The sequence below is a fragment of the Pseudoalteromonas sp. SCSIO 43095 genome (genome assembly GCF_023650455.1).
GTDB lineage: Bacteria > Pseudomonadota > Gammaproteobacteria > Enterobacterales > Alteromonadaceae > Pseudoalteromonas > Pseudoalteromonas tetraodonis.
The window spans coordinates 1,415,201-1,435,131 of sequence record NZ_CP087995.1 but is presented as its reverse complement, the minus strand read 5'-3'; the positions used below and the strand labels follow the sequence as shown (position 1 = coordinate 1,435,131).

The window sequence follows — 19,931 nt, the reverse complement described above, 5'->3', positions numbered from 1 at the left end:
TCCACTATTTCTTTTTAAGGAAACGCTATGACTAAGTCAGAACTGATAGAAACACTTGCTGAACAACATTCACATATTCCTGTGAAAGATGTTGAGAACGCTGTTAAAGAAATTCTTGAACAAATGGCCGGCTCATTATCTTCTTCAGATCGTATTGAGATCCGAGGTTTTGGAAGTTTCTCTTTGCATTACCGTGCGCCTCGTACAGGCCGTAACCCTAAAACAGGAGAAACTGTAGAGTTAGATGGTAAGCATGTACCTCATTTTAAGCCAGGCAAAGAACTACGTGACCGTGTAAACGAGAGCATTGCTTAGTAAAATTATTGGAGTAGTTACTTGTTCAAGGTATTAAAAATTATTCTGGCGGCACTTTTTTTAATTGGTGCGTTTATATTGGGTTCACAAAATCCACAATTAACACAAATTAACTACATAATAGCCAGTAATACATTACCTTTAGCCGTTATAATAAGTATCTGCTTTTTGCTAGGTGTTGTAGTGGGTTGTTTTGTGAGTTTTAAATTGTTCACGCAATTAAAGTGGCAAAATTACCGTTTAAAAAAGCAATTAACGCCTGAAAAAGATAATAATAAGCGTATTGCCAACAAAGACACCTAATTATGATTGAGCTGTTGTTTTTACTGCTTCCCGTTGCTGCCGGATATGGTTGGATCATGGGGAAAAACAGTGCAAAAAATCAGGCTCATCAGTTTAATCGTCAAATTACTTCTGAGTACAGTAAAGGCTTAAAGTTTTTACTGGATAGAGAAGAAGATCAGGGGCTTGAGCACTTAATTAATTTGCTCGAAGTAGCTGCTGACTCTGTTGAACATTATTCTACTTTAGCAACCATGTTTCGCCGTCGTGGCGAGCTTGACCGCGCAATAAAAATTCACGAACTGCTGCTAAAACACCCAAGCCTTAACGAAAAACAAGCCGCTAATAGCCGTTTAGAGCTAGCCGAAGATTATATTATGGCTGGCTTATTAGATAGCGCAGAAGAACATTTAATATGGCTGGTAAAAAATAGCCATGCAGATGCACTCGATCCTATTATTTCTTTATATTCACAAACCCGTGAATGGGAAAAAGGCATTAATATGTTTGAAGCGCATACTGAGCTTTTTTCAAAAGAACAACACTTTAAAGCCATCGCTAATTTTTACTGTGAGCATGCCATTGCCAGTAATAACCCACAACTTATGCGTAAAGCCATCAGCTTAAACTTTAAAACAATTAGGCCTTTATATGAGCTTGGACTGTCAGCTTACACCAAAGAAGATTACGTAAAAGCAATTTACTATTGGCGAGAACTCATCTGCCAATTTACTTTTTTTGCGCCATTGTTTATTGAAAAGTTAGCGCATAGTTATAAGCAACTAAAATTAACCCATCAGTTTCATGAACTCGTTGCGGAGTTATTAGAAAAAGGTGGAGTAATGATAAAAATACAGCACTGCCAAGCGTTGCTTGAGCAAGGCTATACAGAACAAGCCTTTGAGTTTTTAACTGATAGTTTAAAACGTCAGCCCACAATTCGTGGTTTTAGTTTTTTATTGCAGTTAATGAGCGCCGAAAATAAAAATACAAAAGATGTGCTTAATCAAATAGATAAACTTGTTACCTCATATATTGCTACTAAGCCCGACTTTCAATGTCAGCATTGTGGCTTTACTAGCTACACCATTTATTGGAATTGCCCTTCATGTAAACACTGGGAAACCATTGTGCCTAGCAGAGGCTTAGACGGATTTTAATCTTTATACTTTTCGCTCACTAGTAGGATAGTTATGTCTTTCGAAAAATCAAAAAAAATTCTTATCGCGCTTGATTATGATGATCAGCAAACTGCTTTAGCATTTGTAAAACAGTTATCACCAGATACCTGTCGATTAAAAGTGGGCAAAGAAATGTTTACTTATTTTGGTCCTGCATTTGTTAAAGAATTGGTCGATTTAGGTTTTGATGTATTTTTAGATTTAAAGTTTCACGATATTCCAAATACCGTTGCTAAAGCGGTGACTGCTGCGGCTAAAATGGGTGTATGGATGGTCAATGTACATGCATCGGGCGGTTATGAAATGATGCATAAAGCTAAACAAGCACTTGAGCAGTTTGGCGACAAAGCGCCATTACTTATTGCAGTAACTGTATTAACCAGCATGGACGAAGCTGAACTTGAGCGTTTAGGTATAACTAAATCTCCCCAAGAGCAAGTTATGCATTTAGCTAAATTAACAAAGCAAGCAGGGCTTGATGGTGTTGTTTGTTCCGCGCAAGAAGCGCAAAGTTTAAAGGCTGCTTTAGGGAAAGAGTTTAAATTAGTTACGCCAGGTATTCGCCCAGCGGGCAGTGATGCGGGCGATCAAAAACGTATTATGACACCTAAAGAAGCGATTGAAGCGGGTAGTGACTATTTAGTGATTGGGCGTCCGATCACCCAGGCACAAAACCCTGTAAAAGTACTAAATGATGTAAATGAATCAATAGCTTAAATTTAAAGTTAGCATAATTAAGAGCAGCTCCTTACAACTGTTTTTCTTTGTGCTACATTTAAATTACGGGTGTGCAGTGAGGGATTTGCTTTGCGTATAATAATATTTTTAGTTGTAATTATTATTAGTGGCTTTGCTGTTAATAAATATGTTTTTTCAACTAAAGTGTATGATGAATTTTCAAACGTTACTGACTTGGTATCTGGTTACCCCGTTGATTTATTCAAGTTTAAAAAAATTGCTCAAAATTATGCCCAGCATCTGTGTTACACCAATGAAGGTGTGTTAGCAGGAATAGATGTTAGCAGCAGAGACTGTGTAGCGACACATGATGAAATGCAAAATGAGTGTACAGAAAAAGTTTTTAGGCTAGCGCCATTAAATTTAGATTCTAAAAAAGAATTAATTGAATATTCAAATGAATATTCTCGCTGTACCTTACCTTATAAAAACATTAGGTTATAAATTTCAGATACTAAAAAGCCACTTAGGTTTAAAATTTAAGTGGCTTTTTATTTAATTATTTTAAACGAATAGACTTAGCTTCAATATCAATTAAGCCTTGTTTAAATAAACCGCCAATGGCTTTTTTGTAGTTTGCTTTGCTGGTCGAAAATACTTTTTTAATTAATTCAGGTTCAGACTTATCGCCTATGGCTAATATGCCACCTTCATCTTTTAGTTTTTCCATTATTTTTTCACCAAGCTCGTTTACTTTACCCATGCCAGGTTTTTCAAGTATGACGTCAATTTTTCCGTCTTCACGTACCTTTTGAATAAATCCTTTTAGCTTTTGACCAACAAACAGGTTCTTAAACACCATGTTGTAAAACACGACGCCAAAATGAGATTCTTCAATAAGCACCTTGTAACCAATATCAGTTTTGCCTGCAACAATTAAGTCAACTTCTTGTAAATGACTATACTGAGGCTCATCTTTTGATAAAAAACGGTTAAAGTTAGTTGAGGCACAAATACGCTGACTGGCGTTATCAAGATATAAACGTACTAAATATGAGTAGCCTTCTTGCATACGTGGTTTTTGTTCATTAAACGGTGCGAGTACGTCTTTTTCTAAGCCCCAATCTAAAAACGCGCCTATGCTGTTTATTTCTTTCACACGCAGTAGGGCATATTCACCGACTTGAGCATGCGGCTTTTTAGTTGTGGCTGTCGGCAGGTTTGCATTATCTAAAAATGTGAATACGCTGATGCTATCGCCAGCTTCAAGCTCATGTTTTATTTCATGTTTAGGTAAAAAAACTTCACCTAAGTCATGCCCATCTAAATAGGCACCTTCGTTGCTGACTTCTTTAACAAAAAGGGTTTGGGTGGTTCCTAGGTAACTCATAATTATTCCTGCTCAGGCTTTTTTTTACGACGCATCGGGGTATCACCATCAATATTAAGAGGTGCTTTAATTGGGGTCGTTGGCTTTTTCGGTTTTGCTTTTCGTTTTGGCTGTGGCTTATCAGTAGTCACTGTTTTTTTAGTCGGTTTAATTGGCGCTACTTTTTTCTCTTTAATGCCTTTAAATTTCGCTTTTAAACCCTCAACAGCAGCAAACGATAACTCATCATTTAAAAATGATTTTATTGCCAAGTAACTTGCCCAATCTTTAGGGCCCACAAGTGATAATGCGTTACCTTTAAAACCAGCACGACCAGTACGACCAATACGATGAACGTATTCTTCTGCGTGTTTCGGTAAATCAAAGTTAATAACATGGGTAACACTGAGTAAATCTAAACCGCGCGAAGCAACATCTGTAGTAATTAATATTTTAAAGTTTTCACGGCTAAACGCATCCATAATATCAAGGCGCTTACCTTGAGTTAAATCCCCAGCTAATGCGACAGATTTAAAGCCTTTACTATTTAATGATTCACTTAAACGGCTGGTATCAGCTCGTGTGGCAGTAAATATAATGCACTGGCCAACGTTATCTTGGTTTAAAAAGTGCTCAAGCAGTGCTTCTTTATGATCAAGGTGGTCAGCTAAGTACAGTGTTTGTTTAATATCACTGTGTTGTTCATTGGCTGCACTGAGCATAATTTGTTTTGGTTTTTTTAATAAATTACGCGATAACGCATCAACTTGAGCATGATCTAATGTCGCCGAAAACAATAAAGTTTGACGAAGACGATGATCGGCCAGTTCATTAATTAGTTTAAGTTGATCGGTAAAACCTAAATCTAAAATACGGTCAGCTTCATCGAATATAAGTAATTCTAGGCCACTTAATTGTAATGAACGTTGCTTTAAATGATCGGCTAAACGCCCAGGTGTGGCGACAACAAAATGAGGGTCGTTACGCAGTGCTTTAATTTGGTCGTTAAAATTTTCGCCACCGAGGATTTTAACGGCCTTTATGTTGGTACCGGCAATAAGTAATCGAAGTTGAGTAAAAACTTGGGTCGCAAGCTCACGAGTTGGAGCAACAATAAGTACACGAGGATCACGTTTACTGAGTGCTTTTTGTTTCATTACACGCTGCACAGCCGGTAATAAAAACGCTAAAGTTTTGCCTGACCCAGTTTTTGACTGAGCGAAAATGTCATGTCCAGCGAGTGCCGTTGGCACAGCATGAGCTTGAATATCGGTAGGCTGGGTGATCCCTTGGTGCGCTAATTGTGTTTCTAGGCGAGTATCAATCCCAAGATCAGTAAAGTGCAATGTATGTTTCTCCAATATGAGCAAGTCTGTATAAATTTATCCGCGCATTATAGCCCACTGAGCTACTGCGCTAACAGTAAAAAGCGCATTATCATCCATTTTTTTGCATTTAAATAAAAAAAGCGTAAAATACGCGCCCCATATGCGCCGGATTTACGATTCGGTAAACGCCACTTAAGGCTATCAAAGCAAAATAGGAAGCAAAATGACTGCTGTTCATAAAAATGATGTAACAAACGAGCACTTTGTAGTATGTGCTCTGTATAAATTTGTAGCTTTACCAAACTTTGAAGCACTACGTAAACCACTCTTAGAAGTAATGGAAGCCAACGAAGTACGTGGTACTTTATTACTTGCTGCTGAAGGTATTAACGGTACTGTATCAGCTAAACGCCAAGGAATAGATAACTTACTAGCATGGTTAGATACACAAGAGAATCTAAATGACATCGTAACGAAAGAATCATACGATGACGAATGCCCGTTTTACCGCACTAAAGTTAAGCTGAAAAAAGAAATTGTGACTATGGGTGTTGAAGGCGTAGACCCATTAAAAGTAGTGGGCAGTTATGTTAAACCACATGAATGGAATGCTCTTATTTCTGATCCAGAGGTGATCCTTGTTGATACCCGTAATGATTACGAAATTGAAATTGGTACGTTTCAAAACGCAGTAGACCCAAACACTAAAACATTCCGTGAATTCCCTCAGTGGGCCAAAGAAAACCTAGACCCATCAAAACATAAAAAAGTAGCCATGTTTTGTACTGGTGGTATTCGCTGTGAAAAATCAACAGCCTATATGAAAGAGCAAGGTTTTGATGAGGTATACCACCTTGAAGGCGGCATATTAAAATACCTAGAAGAAGTGCCAAAAGAAGAAACCATGTGGGAAGGCGAGTGTTTTGTATTTGATAACCGTGTAGCGGTAAATCATGACTTACAAAAAGGCTCATACGATCAGTGTCACGCATGTCGCATGCCTATCACAGAAGAAGAAAAGCTAAAGCCAGAATACATGGAAGGGGTGTCGTGTCACCACTGTATTGACAATGTAACCGATGAACAACGCGCACGCTTTGCAGAGCGCCAAAAGCAAATAGAGCTTGCTCAAGCGCGCGGTGAAGGCCACATTGGTAACGAAGCACAAGCTGTTTTACAACAACGTAAAGAAGCTAAAAAGGCGCAAAAAGAAGCACAGCGAAATAAATAAGCGGTACTTTTTGTTTGTACGTTATTAATAATAAAACCTCAGTTTTAACTGAGGTTTTATTATTTTAAACTCTTTTCACAATTGCTTGTATCTGTAGTAGAGAGCGTGACCTTATTGGCAGCATTGACGAGCACACATTTTGTGTTTTTATCGAGCTTTTTCTTTTGAATAACGGTAAATTCACCTTCATTAGCAGCATATAAATTATACTGATACGCGCTGTTACCCCCTTCAAATAAAGCAGTAAATAATCCACCGACTAGTCCACCAACAATCGCGCCGCCAATCATTTCTTCTTTGTTGCCATCTAAGCTATCTACAAAGCCAAACCCCGCACCAGCAGCTATTCCAGTTCCCACTTCAGAGGAGAGTGTTACTTTTTGTATTGATTCAACAGACGCATAATAACGTTTAACAACTTGATTTTGATCTGCCCGATCAATCCCTGATGATGCACAGCCTGATAGCAAGATCACCATAATTAAACTCTTTTTCATAAATGTTGCCTTTATTAAAAATATTGATGTGCTAAATCATAGTCATAAATGTAATTTAAATATGTGTGGATTTTGTATGCTGCTGTAAAAATATGTAGAGTGGCTAGCATGCTTAATTTCAGCTTATTGTTTTGCTAATTTGTCGTACTTAGCTATTTATTGATCATAGAGCTGTTAAACTACGTAACATAATGCAAATAATAATTAATTAGGGTAATCCTTTGAAATCGCGAATTCTTTTTACCAGCGTGTTTTTTTCTTTAATGTCGTTAAGTTTATCTGTAAAGAGTGCCAATGTCGTGGTGGAGCGGGTAGCTATGGAACGTGCTAAAGAGCAAGTTCAGGCTGTCGGTAACGCCGAAGCAATTCATTCGGTTATTTTATATCCGGCTGTGGGCGATAAAGTAACGGCGGTGCATTTTAAACCTGGTGATAGCGTAAAAGCTGGTGATGTGTTACTTGAACTTGATTCTCGCAGACAAAAAGCAGCACTTGAAGAGGCAAAAATAAAACTTGCTGACACTCAAAGAACCCTCGCACGTTTAAAGCAAAGCCAAGCAAAAGGGGCTGTGCCACAAAGTGATGTGGATGATGCAAAAACAGTTGTTGAATTAGCAAAAGTCACCCTTACCCAAGCAGAAACAGAACTTGAAGACCGCCAAGTTCGTGCGCCTTTTAACGGCACTATGGGACTTACCGACGTTGAAGTAGGTGACAGAATTACTCCCCAAACGGCGATTGCAAGTATTGATGATACGCGTGCTTTATATATAAATTTTAACGCCCCAGAATCGGCCGTTTATATGCTGCGCAATAAAGGCAATGTAAAAGTATTCCCTTGGCAGTCACAAAATGCTGTAAACGCAAAAATTGCTTATCTAGATTCACGAATAGACCCACAAACCCGCACCTTACGTGTAAAAGCGCAGCTTGAAAACCCGCAGCAAAAGTTTTTACCTGGCATGAGTTTTCGTGTTCATATTGAAGTAGAAGGGCAACGTTTTGCTGCTGTACCTGAAGCGGCATTACTGTGGGGAGCAACAGGCCCTTACGTTTGGACAAGTGTTGATAAAAAAGCCACTCGAATTGATGTTAAAATTGAACAACGACTTGCTGGTCGTTTATTAGTTTCGGGCGTTTTAAAAGAACAAGATAACTTAGTGGTAGAGGGCGTACAACGCCTACGAGCTAACCAAGAGCTAAGCTTCTCAGCGCCAATCGCTAATACGCAGGAGTAGCCATGAAACAGCAACCTATGATGCAAGACTTGCCATCAATGGCTATTCGCCGTCCAGTGCTTATTGTGGTACTGAATTTACTGATTATTATTGCCGGAATTGCCGCCATAGCAGGCGTAGAAGTTCGAGAGCTTCCAGATGTAGACAGACCCCGTATTACTGTATCAGCCTCGTTCCCTGGTGGTTCACCTGAAACCGTTGATACCGAAGTTACCAGTAAACTTGAAGGTGCCGTGGCCCGCGTGAGCGGTGTTAAATCGATTCGTGCACAAAGTGAAGAAGGTAATTCACGCATTGTGGTTGAATTTAGACCGGGTGTTAATCTGGATGATGCCGCTAATGAAACGCGTGAGTCAGTGGCTCGAGTGCAAAGAGAGCTCCCTGAAGAGGTAGAGCGCGTTTCTATTATTAAGGCTGATAACGACGCTGAAGCAGTAGTTTCATTAACAGTATCAAGCGAAAGTTTATCGTTAGAGGCATTAACAGAGCGGGTTGATGTTGATTTAGCGCCGCAGTTTTTAACTATCCCTGGCGTTGCCGACGTACGATTAAACGGCGATAGAGAACGTGTGCTCAGGGTTCGCATTGATCCATTAAAGCTCAGCAGCTTTAACTTAACTATTCCAGATGTCGCCGATGTACTCAGGCAAGCCCCCTTTGATGTGCCTGCAGGGAGTTTAAAATCAAACGATCAGCAAATAATAGTGCGCGCAGATGCAACGTCTGTTACTCCCGCACAGGTGGGCGATATTATAATTCAGGGAGATACTCGCATTAGCGATATTGCTGCCGTGTATTTTGGTCCTGCGGATCCACGCTCTATGGTAAGGCTCAATGGTAAACCTGTTATTGGTATGGAAATTATTCGCCAAGCACAGTCCAACACCATCGAAATTTCTGATGAAGTACTCAACCTTATAGAGGGAATGCGTGAGCGCTTTCCTGAGATGGAGTTTACGCTAACATCAGATGACGCGCAGTTTATTAGAAGCTCAGTAGATGAAGTGATTAACTCATTGGTATTGACGGTACTGCTAGTGATCATCACCTTATGGGTGTTTATTGGCTCATGGCGTGCAACATTAGTCCCAGCATTTGCCATTCCTGTTGCGCTTATAGGTTCATTAGCACTGATATGGGCACTTGGTTTTTCAATTAATATTTTAACCTTATTAGCACTGGTATTAGCGACAGGATTAATTGTTGATGATGCAATTGTAGTAAGTGAAAATATTCAACGCCAGCGAGGGTTAGGCCTTGGAAGGCGTGCCGCAGCGGTTGTTGGTACCCGCGAAGTATTTTTCGCCGTTATTGCCACCACTGCAGTGTTAGCGGCTGTGTTTGTACCCATCGCATTTTTACCCTCTACAGCAGGGCGTTTATTTAGGGAGTTTGGTGGCGTACTAGCTGGTGCGGTAATTATATCTAGCTTTGTTGCGTTATCGTTAGTGCCGGCGCTCACCTCAAAATTAAAACTCAAACAAGGTGGTTTTCACCCCTTTGCTAAATTTGGTAACGTGCTTGCCAATATTTATACCAAAACAATTCATAAAGTACTGGATCATGCGTGGGTTACCTTTATTGTTTGTTTATTAGTTGCAGGCGGTTCGGGTGCGTTGTATATGAGTTTAGATAACGAACTGCTCCCTACTGAAGACCGTGGTAAAATTAGAATATTTGCCCGCGGACCTGATGGCGTAGGCTTAAATTTTATGGATAGACAAGCCATTAAAATGGAAGATACCTTACTGCCTTTCGTTGAAAGTGGTGAAATTGAGTCTATTTACACTGTGGTTGGGCAATGGGATCCCAATATTGTGTTTATTACTGTGCCATTAAAGCATTGGGATGAACGTAACTTTAGCCAACAAGAAATTATTAATAAAATTCGCCAGCCTTTAGGCAACATCCCTGGTGCACCTGCTTACCCTGGTGGGGCAAATAGCTTAAATTTACGTGGCCAAGGTGGCGGCATAGAAATCGCTTTACTGGGACAAGATTACCTTGAAATATTTAAGGCTGCACAGCAGTTCTCAGCTGATCTTGAAAAAGCCGTGCCAGAGGTTGCGCCAGTAAGAGTATCGTATCAACCATCGCAGCCACAATTGCGTGTTAATATCGACAGACGACGCGCAGAAGAACTTGGCGTGTCTTTAAGTGATATCGCAATTACTTTAAGAGCCGCTATTAATGGTGACGATATCGCTGATTTAAACATAGGCGATCAATCTATTCCTATTATGCTACAGGCACAAAATCAAACTATTAACGACCCAAGTGATTTAGCAAACTTGTTTATTAGAGCCCGTAATAATCAATTGGTGCCGCTAAGTAGTGTCGCTAACATTTCAGAGGAAGGGGTTGCCGCAGAGCTTGAGCGTCATGCTCAGCGCCGTGCCATAGAGCTCAGTATGGAGCTGCCTGAGGGCTTAACAATTGCCACCTTAGTGGAACAAATAAAGCAAGTGTCTGAGCAATCATTACCAGCAGGTATTACTCTTGCATTTAAAGGGGAAGCACTAACATTTGAAGAAACCTCCAACGAAGTATTAATGACCTACGTATTGGCATTTTTAATTGTGTTTTTAGTACTTGCGGCGCAATTTGAAAATGTTAACAGCGCTATTGTAGTAATGATCACTGTACCATTTGGGATTACATCGGCCATTCTAGCGCTATATTTAACCGGCACCTCACTAAATATTTACTCGCAAATAGGCCTAGTGATGTTAATTGGGTTAATCGCTAAAAATGCAATTTTATTGGTCGAGTTTGCTGATCAATTAAGAGATCAGGGGCTGAGTGTTCGAAAAGCGGTTGAACAAGCTGCATTGGTACGTTTAAGACCAATCACCATGACCTTAATATCGACCTTACTCGGTGCGTTACCCTTAATTATGTCAACAGGTGCCGGAGCAGAAGCACGTAACGCCATTGGCTGGGTGGTATTTGGTGGACTCGCGTTAGCGGTATTGTTTACGCTTTACTTAACACCGGTGATTTATTTAGGGTTAGCCCGCTTTACCAGTCCTCGTGGCGATGAATCAAAGCAATTAGCCCAAGAGCTGGAGCAGCTAGACTAACTAATTACGCTAATTGGCTATTTTTCTTTGAAAAAATAGCCAATTAAGCCCACAATTCAACTAGATTAAAGCCACAAGGATCACTCATGCAGGCCGAGCAAGTTGAAATAGCCCAATTTTTAGTTGAACACCCCCCCTTTGATACGCTTGAGAGCGAGGCACTAAACGAACTAGCAATGCAAATTGAAGTTGCCTATTTTCGTGCACAAACTGATATTTTACATTTAGGCCAAGATATTAGTGACTTATATATTATTCGTAGTGGCTCGGTTGAAATTTCACGTCGTAATGGCGAGCTCTATAATCGTTTAGCCACAGGCGGCATTTTTGGCCAAATGGGCCTATTAATGAACCGCAAAGTGCGCTTTCCGGCTCGTGCGCTTGAAGACACCTTAACCTATTGTATTAATGTTAATACCTTCAATGAATACTGTGATAAATACGAAACCTTTGCCGATTTTTTCGAAGTTGATGGTAACGTACGTTTGCACCAAGCCATTGTAGAGCAAGCCGACAGCAATGATTTAACCACCGCGAAAGTGAAGTCATTATTACACCGTGATGTGGTCACAGTAACAATGCAAACTGCTATTAAAGACGTCGCGTTTTTAATGACCCAAGAATCAGTGTCTTCAGTGTTAGTTACTGACATAGAAAAACAAATAAGCGACGACCCAGAAGAAGACGACGGTCAAGTCGTTGGAATTATAACCGACAGAGACATTCGCACTAAAGTGGTCGCCCAAGGGTTAACATATGATACACCCGCCAAAGAAGTAATGACATCAAGCTTAGTACTACTTGATAGCAATGCATATGTGTTTGAAGCCGTATTAGCCATGCTAAGAGATAACTTACATCATTTACCTGTGGTACATAAAAAACGGCCAATTGGGGTAATATCACTGTCTGACATTTTACGTTATGAATCACAAAGTAGCTTACTGTTAGTACGCGGTATTTTAGCGCAGCAATCAGTTGATGACTTAGTTCATTACGCACGCCAATTACCTAATGTATTTGTACGTATGGTTAATGAAGATGCAAATTCGCATATGATCGGAACCGCTATGGCGGTCATAGGGCGTACCTTTAAACAGCGTTTATTAGCATTGGCCGAAGAAAAATTTGGCGAGCCGCCTATTCCTTATTGTTTTATAGCCTTAGGCTCAATGGCCCGCGACGAGCAGCTAATTGTGACCGATCAAGATAATGCTCTCATTTTGGATAATAGTTTTGATGAGGCACTGCACGATGAGTATTTTCAAAACCTATCAGATTTTGTGTGTGATGGTTTAGCTAAATGTGGCTATACCTATTGTGACGGTGAAATTATGGCGTCGTTTAAAAAATGGCGTATGACCCGTACACAATGGAAAGAAAAATTTGCTAGCTGGATGGCCGAACCGAAACCGCAAGCACTGCTTAATAGCTCGATATTTTTTGACTTAGATGGTGTGTGGGGCAAGCTAAAATGGGCCGATGAGCTTAAAACGCTGGTGGCCAAAGAAAGCAAAGTAAATAAGCGCTTTTTAGCAAACCTTGCTGCTAATGCTCGCAACAGAACGCCACCATTAGGATTCTTTAACGGCTTTGTACTTGAGCATAATGGCCAGCATAAGCGCTCAATGAACTTAAAACGCCGTGGTACGGCGCCGCTATCTGATGTGGTGCGCGTGCACGCGTTAGCGGTTGGCTCACGTAAACAAAACTCCTTTGAGCGCTTAGAAGATATTATAGAGGCAAATTTACTGCCTAAAGGTAAAGCACAAGATTTGCGTGATGCGTTTGAGTATATTGCCACAGTGCGTATTCGTCATCAGGCATGGCAAATAGAGCAGGGTGAAGCCCCAGATAATGATTTAGACCCCCACTTACTTTCACCCTTTGAGCAAAGTAATTTAAAAGAAGCTTTTGCTATTTTAGAGAAAGCCCAGAGCTTTTTAAAATTTAGTTATTCTGCGCATTCGGGTGTGAAATAAATTATGAGTAAATCAACGTTAAGGTGGCCACAGCGCTACGAGCAGTTATTGCAAACTGCGCAAAACCCGCTGCTTAAAGACTTTTATCAACAAGCGTTTACCAATCAGGCTGCTCCACTTAAAGATGTCCCTTTTGTGGCGCTCGACTTTGAAACAACCGGCCTTGATGCGAATAGCGATGATATTGTTAGTGTGGGGCTGGTGCCTTTTAATGTAAATCGTATTTATTGTAAAGAGAGCCGCCACTGGGTTGTGCAACCTCGACGAGATTTAAGTGAAGAGTCAATAGTTATTCATGGAATTACTCATTCAGAAGTGGATGAAGCCCCTGATCTTAATCGAATTTTAGCGCCACTGCTTGATGCCCTTAAAGGCAAAGTGGTGGTGGTACATTATGCTGCAATAGAACGTCATTTTTTTTATAACGCGCTACTTATGCGCATAAAAGAGGGCATTGAGTTTGCACTAGTTGATACGATGGAAATAGAAAGGCGGGCGCTTAAAGCACGGCAGGGGCTATTAGGCAGGCTGTTTAATTCAAAGCTAGGATCACTTAGGTTAAGTGATACACGGGAGCGTTATTCATTGCCATTGTATCAAAACCATAACGCGCTTACTGATGCACTAGCCACTGCCGAGCTGCTGCAAGCGCAGCTGAGTTACCACTATAGATCAGACACGCCACTGAGTGAAATTTGGCTTTAGCTATTGAAGCATTACTGTTTAAAATAGAGCACAAAAAAAGCCGCAATTTGCGGCTTTTTTATTATGAAATGTGTATTATTTAACTGGGCGAGGCTCAGTTCGTAAACCTAAAATTAAGCTTACACACATCAATAACAATACAATGGTAAATGGCAGACCGGTTGATATAGCCCCCGCTTGCAGTGCTTCAATCGCTTGAGTGCCACCAATCCAAAGTAATGCAGCAGCGATAGCACCCTCAACAGACGCCCAAAAAATACGCTGTGGTACCGGCGCATCAATCTTACCACCTGCTGTGATTGAATCGATTACAAGTGACCCTGAATCAGAAGAAGTAATAAAGAATACCAGTACTAAAACAATAGCAATGAAAGATAAAACGTTCGCCATTGGCATTTCATCAAGCATTTGGAACATCGCCATAGGCACACTTGTTAAACCGTCAGTTCCTAGGGCACCAATTCCATTAACTACTTGGTCAATTGCGATGCCGCCATAAATAGACATCCACAGGATAGTGACTGCTGTAGGAATAAGTAGTACAGCGGTTAAAAACTCACGAATTGTACGACCACGTGAAACACGGGCAATAAACATACCTACAAACGGTGACCACGAAATCCACCAAGCCCAATAAAATACTGTCCATCCATGCATCCATGTTTCATCTTCACGACCATGTGGGTTACTTAACGGAATAATGTTTTCTACATAGCCCATTACCGTGTTTGGTATATTACCCATAGATACAGCAAAACCAACTAAACATACAAATACCAGTAGCACTAAAGCAATAAGCATATTGACGTTACTAAGTAATTTAACGCCACCATCAATGCCTCGAATAACCGAGACGACGGCTAGTAAAGTAACACCTGTAATAACCAGAATTTGCGAACCTACGCCACCTTCTAAACCAAATACGTGGTTAATACCGGCAGAAGCTTGTTGTGCACCTAACCCAAGCGATGTAGCTAAACCAAATAAGGTTGCTAATACAGCTAAAATATCAATTATATGACCAGGCCATCCCCACGCTTTATCACCTAAAATTGGGTAAAAAATCGAACGAATAGAAAGCGGTAAGCCTTTATTGTAAGTAAAAAACGCTAACGAAAGCGCGACAACCGCATAAATGGCCCAAGGATGAAGACCCCAATGGAACATAGTTGCACCCATTGCCATTTTTGCGGCTTCTGGTGTGTTAGCTGTTACATTGAGTGGTGTTTCATACCAACCAGTGTAGTATGCAACTGGTTCAGCAACCGCCCAAAACATTAAGCCAATCCCCATACCTGCTGCAAATAACATTGCCAGCCAAGAAATACGAGAGTGAGATGGTTTAGCATCGTCGCCGCCTAAACGGATATTGCCGTAAGGCGAAAAAATTAAAACTAAACAAAAAATAACAAAGAAGTTAGCAGCCCACATAAACAGGCCGTCAAAATTATTAATAATATCGGTTTTAATACCATCTAGCGTCGTTTTAGCAACTTCGGCATCAGATACTAATACGGCAATTAAAAACAGCGCTATTAACCCTGCACTTATTCCGAATACAGGGTTATGTATATCAAACCCCCATTTTTGCACGTTGTCTTGACCTACGGTGTAGTCCGTATTGTCAATACTGTACTTGTCATGATTCTCGCTCATGCAATACCTCATTGGTTAATGAAACAGGCTGGCTTAATGCCAGTTTTTTATAGTTCACTGTATTCGTGTTATTAGATTCTTTGTCAAAGCTAACAACACGAATAATTAGAAGACTAACTAATTCAATTGCCCATCATACCTTTACTGCTAGGGGAGTTAAATATTAAATACGAAAGAATTAACACTTTGCTAAAATTTTGAGCTGACTTTGTCTTTTTTGTACATGTCTGGTCGCTGAGAAAATGAAAACTAACGCGTTAGCACTTTATTTTATAGTCGTAAATAGCAATGAATGCAAAGCTAAGTAAGTGAATATTCGGCCTAATCAGGCAAGAAAATAACTAAAAGCGCTATTGTATACGTAAAAACCCAAGCCAGGGTTTTAAATTACTATTAATTGTTAAGATGATTTTTTAGTTACATTTTAATAATGTTTTTATGTTTTAGGGTTATGAGCCAGTTAAACATTTTTCAATGAGGCTAATGAAAAGTTGGATTGAAATAGTTTTTGTAAAAAGCGACTAAATTATTCTGCTATTAAAACTAATTTGGTTGAAGGCTTATCTTACCTGTGAAATTTAATTCACAAAAATGGCAAAGAGACGCTTCGCTTTTAAAGAAGGGACAAACAACAGAAACTAAAAAGAGATGGAATGGCTTTTGTATTCTTATTTACTTCTCTCAGTACTATAAAATTTTTAAGAAAATTATGTACAAAAAATAGCGAAGTAAAGCTGCAGTATTTAACCTGCAGCGTAGGTAGTGTGTTAACTATTTTATATATGCTTCATTGTGAACGCCCGCGGCGCGCCCTGATGGATCGGCATTATTTTGAAATGATGCATCCCATGCAAGTGCTTCTGGGGTTGAACACGCAACTGATTTACCATGTGGTACACACTTAGCCGAGGCATCGCCTGGGAAGTGCGACTCAAAAATACTGCGGTAAAAATACGCTTCTTTAGAGTCTGGGGTATTAATTGGGTATTTAAATTTGGCATTCGCCAATTCCTGAACCGTTACTTGCTCATTAACAAACTCTTTTAAGGTATCTATCCAGCTGTAGCCAACGCCATCAGAGAATTGCTCTTTTTGACGCCATAACACTTCATCTGGGAGGTAGCCGTCAAAGCCTGCACGTAAAATGTGTTTTTCAATTTTTCCGCCTTTACACATTTTAGCTTCAGGGTTAATGCGCATTGCCACATCAACAAACTCTTTATCTAAAAATGGTACGCGTGCTTCAACACCCCAAGCCGCCATTGATTTATTAGCACGTAAACAATCAAACATATGCAGTTTTGAAACTTTACGGTTCAGCTCTTCATGAAACTCTTGTGCATTAGGCGCTTTATGAAAATATAAATAACCGCCAAATAATTCATCTGCACCTTCACCTGAGAGCACCATTTTTATACCCATGGCTTTAATTTGACGGGCCATTAAGTACATTGGGGTTGATGCACGAATGGTGGTTACATCGTAAGTTTCAATGTGGTAAATCACTTCTTTAAGTGCATCAATACCTTGTTGAATAGTAAAGATAATGGGGTGGTGAATAGTCCCTATCATATCAGCTACCTTTTGCGCTGCGGCTAAATCGGGGGAGCCTTCTAAACCCACCGAAAAGGAATGCAGTTTAGGCCACCAAGCATCACTTTCATCGTTATCTTCAATACGTTTTGCAGCAAAGCGCTGGGTAATAGCGGAAATAACCGATGAATCTAAGCCACCCGATAGCAATACGCCATAGGGTACATCACACATAAGCTGGCGCTTAACCGCCGCTTCCAATGCATCTTTTACATCTTCTGCTTTAGCATCGTTGTTTTTAACAGCGTCGAAGCGTTGCCAATCACGTTGATAGTAAGGGGTTAATTTGCCGTCTTTGCTGTAAAGGTAATGCCCCGGCGGAAACTCTTCAATGTGCTTACAAATAGGTGAGAGTGCTTTGAGCTCTGACGCTACATAAAAGTTACCGTGCTCATCGTGACCGGTGTAAAGTGGAATAATACCAATGTGATCTCGACCAATTAAGTACGCGTCTTGCTCTTCGTCATATAAACAAAAAGCAAAAATACCATTTAAGTCATCTAAAAATGCCGGCCCTTTTTGTTTATACAGGGCTAAAATCACTTCACAATCTGACTGGGTTTGAAAATCAAAGTCGACCTCTAAATTAGCGGCCAGCTCTTTGTGGTTATAAATTTCGCCATTAACCGCTAAAATATGGGTTTTTTCTGGATTGTAAAGGGGTTGAGCACCGCTCGATACGCCAACAATGGCTAAGCGCTCATGCACTAAAATTGCTTTATCAGATGAATACACACCAGACCAATCAGGCCCACGATGACGTAACAGTTTAGACATTTCGATCGCCTGAGTGCGTAACTGGCCGGGATCCGATTTAATATCGAGTACACCAAAAATTGAACACATAATTTTTCCTCATTCCTATTAAGTGCCTACGATAGCGAGTTTGCTAAAGACTAACCTTGTTTTATCAGAAATAAATAACTAAGTCACACGGCTTTTTTAAATTAATAAGAATAATTTATGCACCAAATAAGTTGCTGGTGCACCAATATGGTGAAATTGATAGTGTGATAGCAACTGATTGTACAATTTTTAATTTAAAACAGGCAGGGATAAGCATTTAATGCTCATGAAAATTTATATTTGCACCAAGTAGGTGCAAATGTAATCGTTAAGAAAATAGCTTTAAGTTAATTAGCCCAATAGCGATTTAAACTCAGTTTAAGCTGAGATAGATGTGCATCGAGTTTGTTTTTTGCCGCGTTTGCTTGTTCAAGCGTTACAAACTCAAAAGTAATTGAATCGGCGGTTCTAAACTGAGCAAACTGATGTAAATCCTCCTCTATTACATGGCCTATCAATGGGTAGCCCCCCGTTGTTTGCGCATCATTTAATAGCACAATTGGGTTGCCATCGGGTGGGAGTTGCACGCTTCCCGGTGCTACCGCGAGTGAGTGTAGCGAAAGCGAGTGTTGCATTATTTGGCTATTATTATGATCTAGGCGTACTCCCATTCGATTACTATTCGGGTTAATAGTAAATGAGGTGGTACAGAAAGCGTTTATACACTCAGGTGTAAGTAGTTCATGATGTGGGCCTTGATGTAGCCGAATAACTTTTCGTTTAGGCGGTGTTAATGCGCCTTTATTGCATAGCCAAGGCTGAGTATAGGGGGTTATTTTTATAATATCGTTGCTTTGTAATGCTCGGCCATTATAACCACCAATGGCTGCCCCTAAGTCAGTTGATTTAGAACCCATAACTTCAGGGCATTCAATTCCACCTTTTACGGCAATGTAAGCTCTGGAGCCACCGCGTCCTGTATCAAATTTAAGTGTTTGTTTTGCTTTTACCGGATAACTCCACCCGGGGTAAACGGCTTGAGCGTCAAGTTTAGCATTTAAGTCGGCTCCATGCAGAGCAATGACGGTATCGCACTCAAATTGTAATTCACATAACCCAACGGTGAGTTCAAGTACGGCATCGTTATCGTGATTATTTACTAAGCGATTGGCAATAATGTGCGCATAGGTGTCTAGACTACCCGAGCGGCTAACCCCTAAATGACGAAAACCCACACGGCCTAAATCTTGGATTGTAAGCTGTATACCGGGTTTGATTACTTTAATCATTGTTTACTCCTTTTAATAGGCACAAATTCAAGGGTGTCACCGGGTTTAAATAAACAAGGGTTTGAGGCGGTTGCATCAAATAAACAGGCATCAGTATGAGCAATAATATGCCAGCCACCGGGTGAGTCTTCAGGGTAAATGCCTGTTTGGTCTGCCCCAATCGCAATTGCGCCTTTAGGAACACTGACTCGTGGGTTATCACGCCTTGGGGTAAACAGTTGAGCGTTGAGCCCATGTAAATAAGGGAAACCGGGCACAAAACCTAAAAACAACACATGGTAAATTTCTTTACTGTGTAGATTAATTACCTCATCTATTGTTAGCTGGTGATAATTAGCCACATAGTTTAAATCTTCACCTTGATAATAGGTGTCTATTTTATGATGCTGACTTTCAAAGGCGTAATCATCAACCTCATCCCATAGTTTGGTTAAGGTGTTTTGCCATTGATGTAAATTACTGGCAGATTTTAAATACAAGGTTAATGAGTTCATCCCGGGGACTAAATCTATAAACTCATTGGTGTTTTTACAATACTGTGACAGCGCCCAGAGTTTTTTTTGCGTCGCAAGTATATGTTGTTCACTGTAGTGAGAAACATCAAAAAGCAGACTAGAATTTGTTAATATTTTTATACTTGGCAAAGTGCTCATACAGATAACTTATTAATATTGTTTGTATTTAAGCTATCACAGTCGATGTGCTATTACGATATTAA

The 19,931-nt window shown here is 40.2% G+C and carries 17 protein-coding genes; 10 read left to right on the top strand and 7 right to left on the bottom strand.

Annotated elements, in window-relative coordinates:
• Positions 1–27 precede the first annotated feature (27 nt).
• The 5 genes from ihfB (at position 28) to LOC50_RS06845 (ending at position 2,960) form a co-directional block, all read left to right on the top strand.
• Complete coding sequence (ihfB, locus tag LOC50_RS06865; protein WP_008114744.1) at positions 28–315, top strand: integration host factor subunit beta; 288 nt, start codon at positions 28–30, stop codon at positions 313–315.
• Positions 316–336: 21 nt separating this feature from the next.
• Positions 337–618 carry a lipopolysaccharide assembly protein LapA domain-containing protein gene (locus LOC50_RS06860; RefSeq protein WP_250653868.1) on the top strand — a complete coding sequence of 94 codons (282 nt, stop codon included), beginning with the start codon at positions 337–339 and terminating at the stop codon, positions 616–618.
• A gap of 2 nt (positions 619–620) precedes the next feature.
• Entirely contained in the window at positions 621–1,757 is a 1,137-nt protein-coding gene (gene lapB / locus LOC50_RS06855; RefSeq protein WP_214552419.1) for a lipopolysaccharide assembly protein LapB, read from the top strand.
• A gap of 33 nt (positions 1,758–1,790) precedes the next feature.
• The gene (pyrF, locus tag LOC50_RS06850; protein WP_016899932.1) at positions 1,791–2,495 is read left to right on the top strand and encodes an orotidine-5'-phosphate decarboxylase; all 705 of its coding nucleotides are present in this window, start codon (positions 1,791–1,793) and stop codon (positions 2,493–2,495) included.
• Positions 2,496–2,585: 90 nt separating this feature from the next.
• Complete coding sequence (locus tag LOC50_RS06845; RefSeq protein ID WP_250653867.1) at positions 2,586–2,960, top strand: hypothetical protein; 375 nt, start codon at positions 2,586–2,588, stop codon at positions 2,958–2,960.
• A 55-nt stretch (positions 2,961–3,015) separates the two neighbouring features.
• On the opposite strand, the gene LOC50_RS06840 is transcribed toward LOC50_RS06845, so the two are convergent.
• Together LOC50_RS06840 and LOC50_RS06835 are read right to left on the bottom strand one after the other, a co-directional pair.
• Entirely contained in the window at positions 3,016–3,846 is an 831-nt protein-coding gene (locus LOC50_RS06840) for a CvfB family protein (RefSeq protein WP_138627287.1), read from the bottom strand.
• Between the two features lie 2 nt (positions 3,847–3,848).
• Positions 3,849–5,171, bottom strand: coding sequence for a DEAD/DEAH box helicase (locus LOC50_RS06835; protein ID WP_250653866.1), 1,323 nt, complete (start codon positions 5,169–5,171; stop codon positions 3,849–3,851).
• 205 nt (positions 5,172–5,376) lie between these two features.
• Here LOC50_RS06835 and trhO point away from each other — a divergent pair, with 205 nt between their 5' ends.
• The gene (gene trhO, locus LOC50_RS06830; protein ID WP_069439431.1) at positions 5,377–6,384 is read left to right on the top strand and encodes an oxygen-dependent tRNA uridine(34) hydroxylase TrhO; all 1,008 of its coding nucleotides are present in this window, start codon (positions 5,377–5,379) and stop codon (positions 6,382–6,384) included.
• A gap of 59 nt (positions 6,385–6,443) precedes the next feature.
• On the opposite strand, the gene LOC50_RS06825 is transcribed toward trhO, so the two are convergent.
• Positions 6,444–6,881 carry a hypothetical protein gene (locus LOC50_RS06825; RefSeq protein ID WP_248530779.1) on the bottom strand — a complete coding sequence of 146 codons (438 nt, stop codon included), beginning with the start codon at positions 6,879–6,881 and terminating at the stop codon, positions 6,444–6,446.
• A 221-nt stretch (positions 6,882–7,102) separates the two neighbouring features.
• Between LOC50_RS06825 and LOC50_RS06820 the strand changes: the two genes are divergently transcribed.
• The 4 genes from LOC50_RS06820 (at position 7,103) to LOC50_RS06805 (ending at position 13,889) form a co-directional block, all read left to right on the top strand.
• Positions 7,103–8,119 carry an efflux RND transporter periplasmic adaptor subunit gene (locus tag LOC50_RS06820; protein WP_250653865.1) on the top strand — a complete coding sequence of 339 codons (1,017 nt, stop codon included), beginning with the start codon at positions 7,103–7,105 and terminating at the stop codon, positions 8,117–8,119.
• 2 nt (positions 8,120–8,121) lie between these two features.
• A complete protein-coding gene (locus tag LOC50_RS06815) occupies positions 8,122–11,202 on the top strand; it encodes an efflux RND transporter permease subunit (protein ID WP_013464884.1) in 3,081 nt (1,026 codons plus the stop codon).
• Between the two features lie 86 nt (positions 11,203–11,288).
• Positions 11,289–13,184 carry a putative nucleotidyltransferase substrate binding domain-containing protein gene (locus tag LOC50_RS06810; RefSeq protein WP_069439434.1) on the top strand — a complete coding sequence of 632 codons (1,896 nt, stop codon included), beginning with the start codon at positions 11,289–11,291 and terminating at the stop codon, positions 13,182–13,184.
• A 3-nt stretch (positions 13,185–13,187) separates the two neighbouring features.
• Positions 13,188–13,889 carry a 3'-5' exonuclease gene (locus LOC50_RS06805; protein ID WP_036982761.1) on the top strand — a complete coding sequence of 234 codons (702 nt, stop codon included), beginning with the start codon at positions 13,188–13,190 and terminating at the stop codon, positions 13,887–13,889.
• 75 nt (positions 13,890–13,964) lie between these two features.
• Here LOC50_RS06805 and LOC50_RS06800 read toward each other — a convergent pair whose 3' ends face one another.
• The 4 genes from LOC50_RS06800 to pxpB form a co-directional block, all read right to left on the bottom strand.
• Positions 13,965–15,545, bottom strand: coding sequence for a BCCT family transporter (locus LOC50_RS06800; RefSeq protein WP_036982759.1), 1,581 nt, complete (start codon positions 15,543–15,545; stop codon positions 13,965–13,967).
• Positions 15,546–16,316: 771 nt separating this feature from the next.
• The gene (gene asnB, locus LOC50_RS06795; protein ID WP_250653864.1) at positions 16,317–17,984 is read right to left on the bottom strand and encodes an asparagine synthase B; all 1,668 of its coding nucleotides are present in this window, start codon (positions 17,982–17,984) and stop codon (positions 16,317–16,319) included.
• A gap of 287 nt (positions 17,985–18,271) precedes the next feature.
• Entirely contained in the window at positions 18,272–19,213 is a 942-nt protein-coding gene (locus LOC50_RS06790; protein ID WP_250653863.1) for a 5-oxoprolinase subunit C family protein, read from the bottom strand.
• Positions 19,210–19,866: a 5-oxoprolinase subunit PxpB gene (gene pxpB / locus LOC50_RS06785; RefSeq protein ID WP_069439437.1), complete on the bottom strand. Its 657-nt coding sequence runs from the start codon at positions 19,864–19,866 to the stop codon at positions 19,210–19,212. Before pxpB ends, LOC50_RS06790 begins: the two co-directional genes overlap by 4 nt.
• Positions 19,867–19,931: the final 65 nt, after the last annotated feature.

Excerpts from the sequence above, each read along its gene's own strand:
- LOC50_RS06805 (WP_036982761.1), top strand. The coding sequence starts at position 13,188 with ATGAGTAAATCAACGTTAAGGTGGCCACAGCGCTACGAGCAGTTATTG.
- trhO (WP_069439431.1), top strand. The coding sequence starts at position 5,377 with ATGACTGCTGTTCATAAAAATGATGTAACAAACGAGCACTTTGTAGTA.
- lapB (WP_214552419.1), top strand. The coding sequence starts at position 621 with ATGATTGAGCTGTTGTTTTTACTGCTTCCCGTTGCTGCCGGATATGGT.
- LOC50_RS06810 (WP_069439434.1), top strand. The coding sequence starts at position 11,289 with ATGCAGGCCGAGCAAGTTGAAATAGCCCAATTTTTAGTTGAACACCCC.
- asnB (WP_250653864.1), bottom strand. The coding sequence starts at position 17,984 with ATGTGTTCAATTTTTGGTGTACTCGATATTAAATCGGATCCCGGCCAG.
- LOC50_RS06815 (WP_013464884.1), top strand. The coding sequence starts at position 8,122 with ATGAAACAGCAACCTATGATGCAAGACTTGCCATCAATGGCTATTCGC.
- LOC50_RS06800 (WP_036982759.1), bottom strand. The coding sequence starts at position 15,545 with ATGAGCGAGAATCATGACAAGTACAGTATTGACAATACGGACTACACC.
- LOC50_RS06790 (WP_250653863.1), bottom strand. The coding sequence starts at position 19,213 with ATGATTAAAGTAATCAAACCCGGTATACAGCTTACAATCCAAGATTTA.
- ihfB (WP_008114744.1), top strand. The coding sequence starts at position 28 with ATGACTAAGTCAGAACTGATAGAAACACTTGCTGAACAACATTCACAT.
- LOC50_RS06825 (WP_248530779.1), bottom strand. The coding sequence starts at position 6,881 with ATGAAAAAGAGTTTAATTATGGTGATCTTGCTATCAGGCTGTGCATCA.
- LOC50_RS06840 (WP_138627287.1), bottom strand. The coding sequence starts at position 3,846 with ATGAGTTACCTAGGAACCACCCAAACCCTTTTTGTTAAAGAAGTCAGC.
- pxpB (WP_069439437.1), bottom strand. The coding sequence starts at position 19,866 with ATGAGCACTTTGCCAAGTATAAAAATATTAACAAATTCTAGTCTGCTT.
- pyrF (WP_016899932.1), top strand. The coding sequence starts at position 1,791 with ATGTCTTTCGAAAAATCAAAAAAAATTCTTATCGCGCTTGATTATGAT.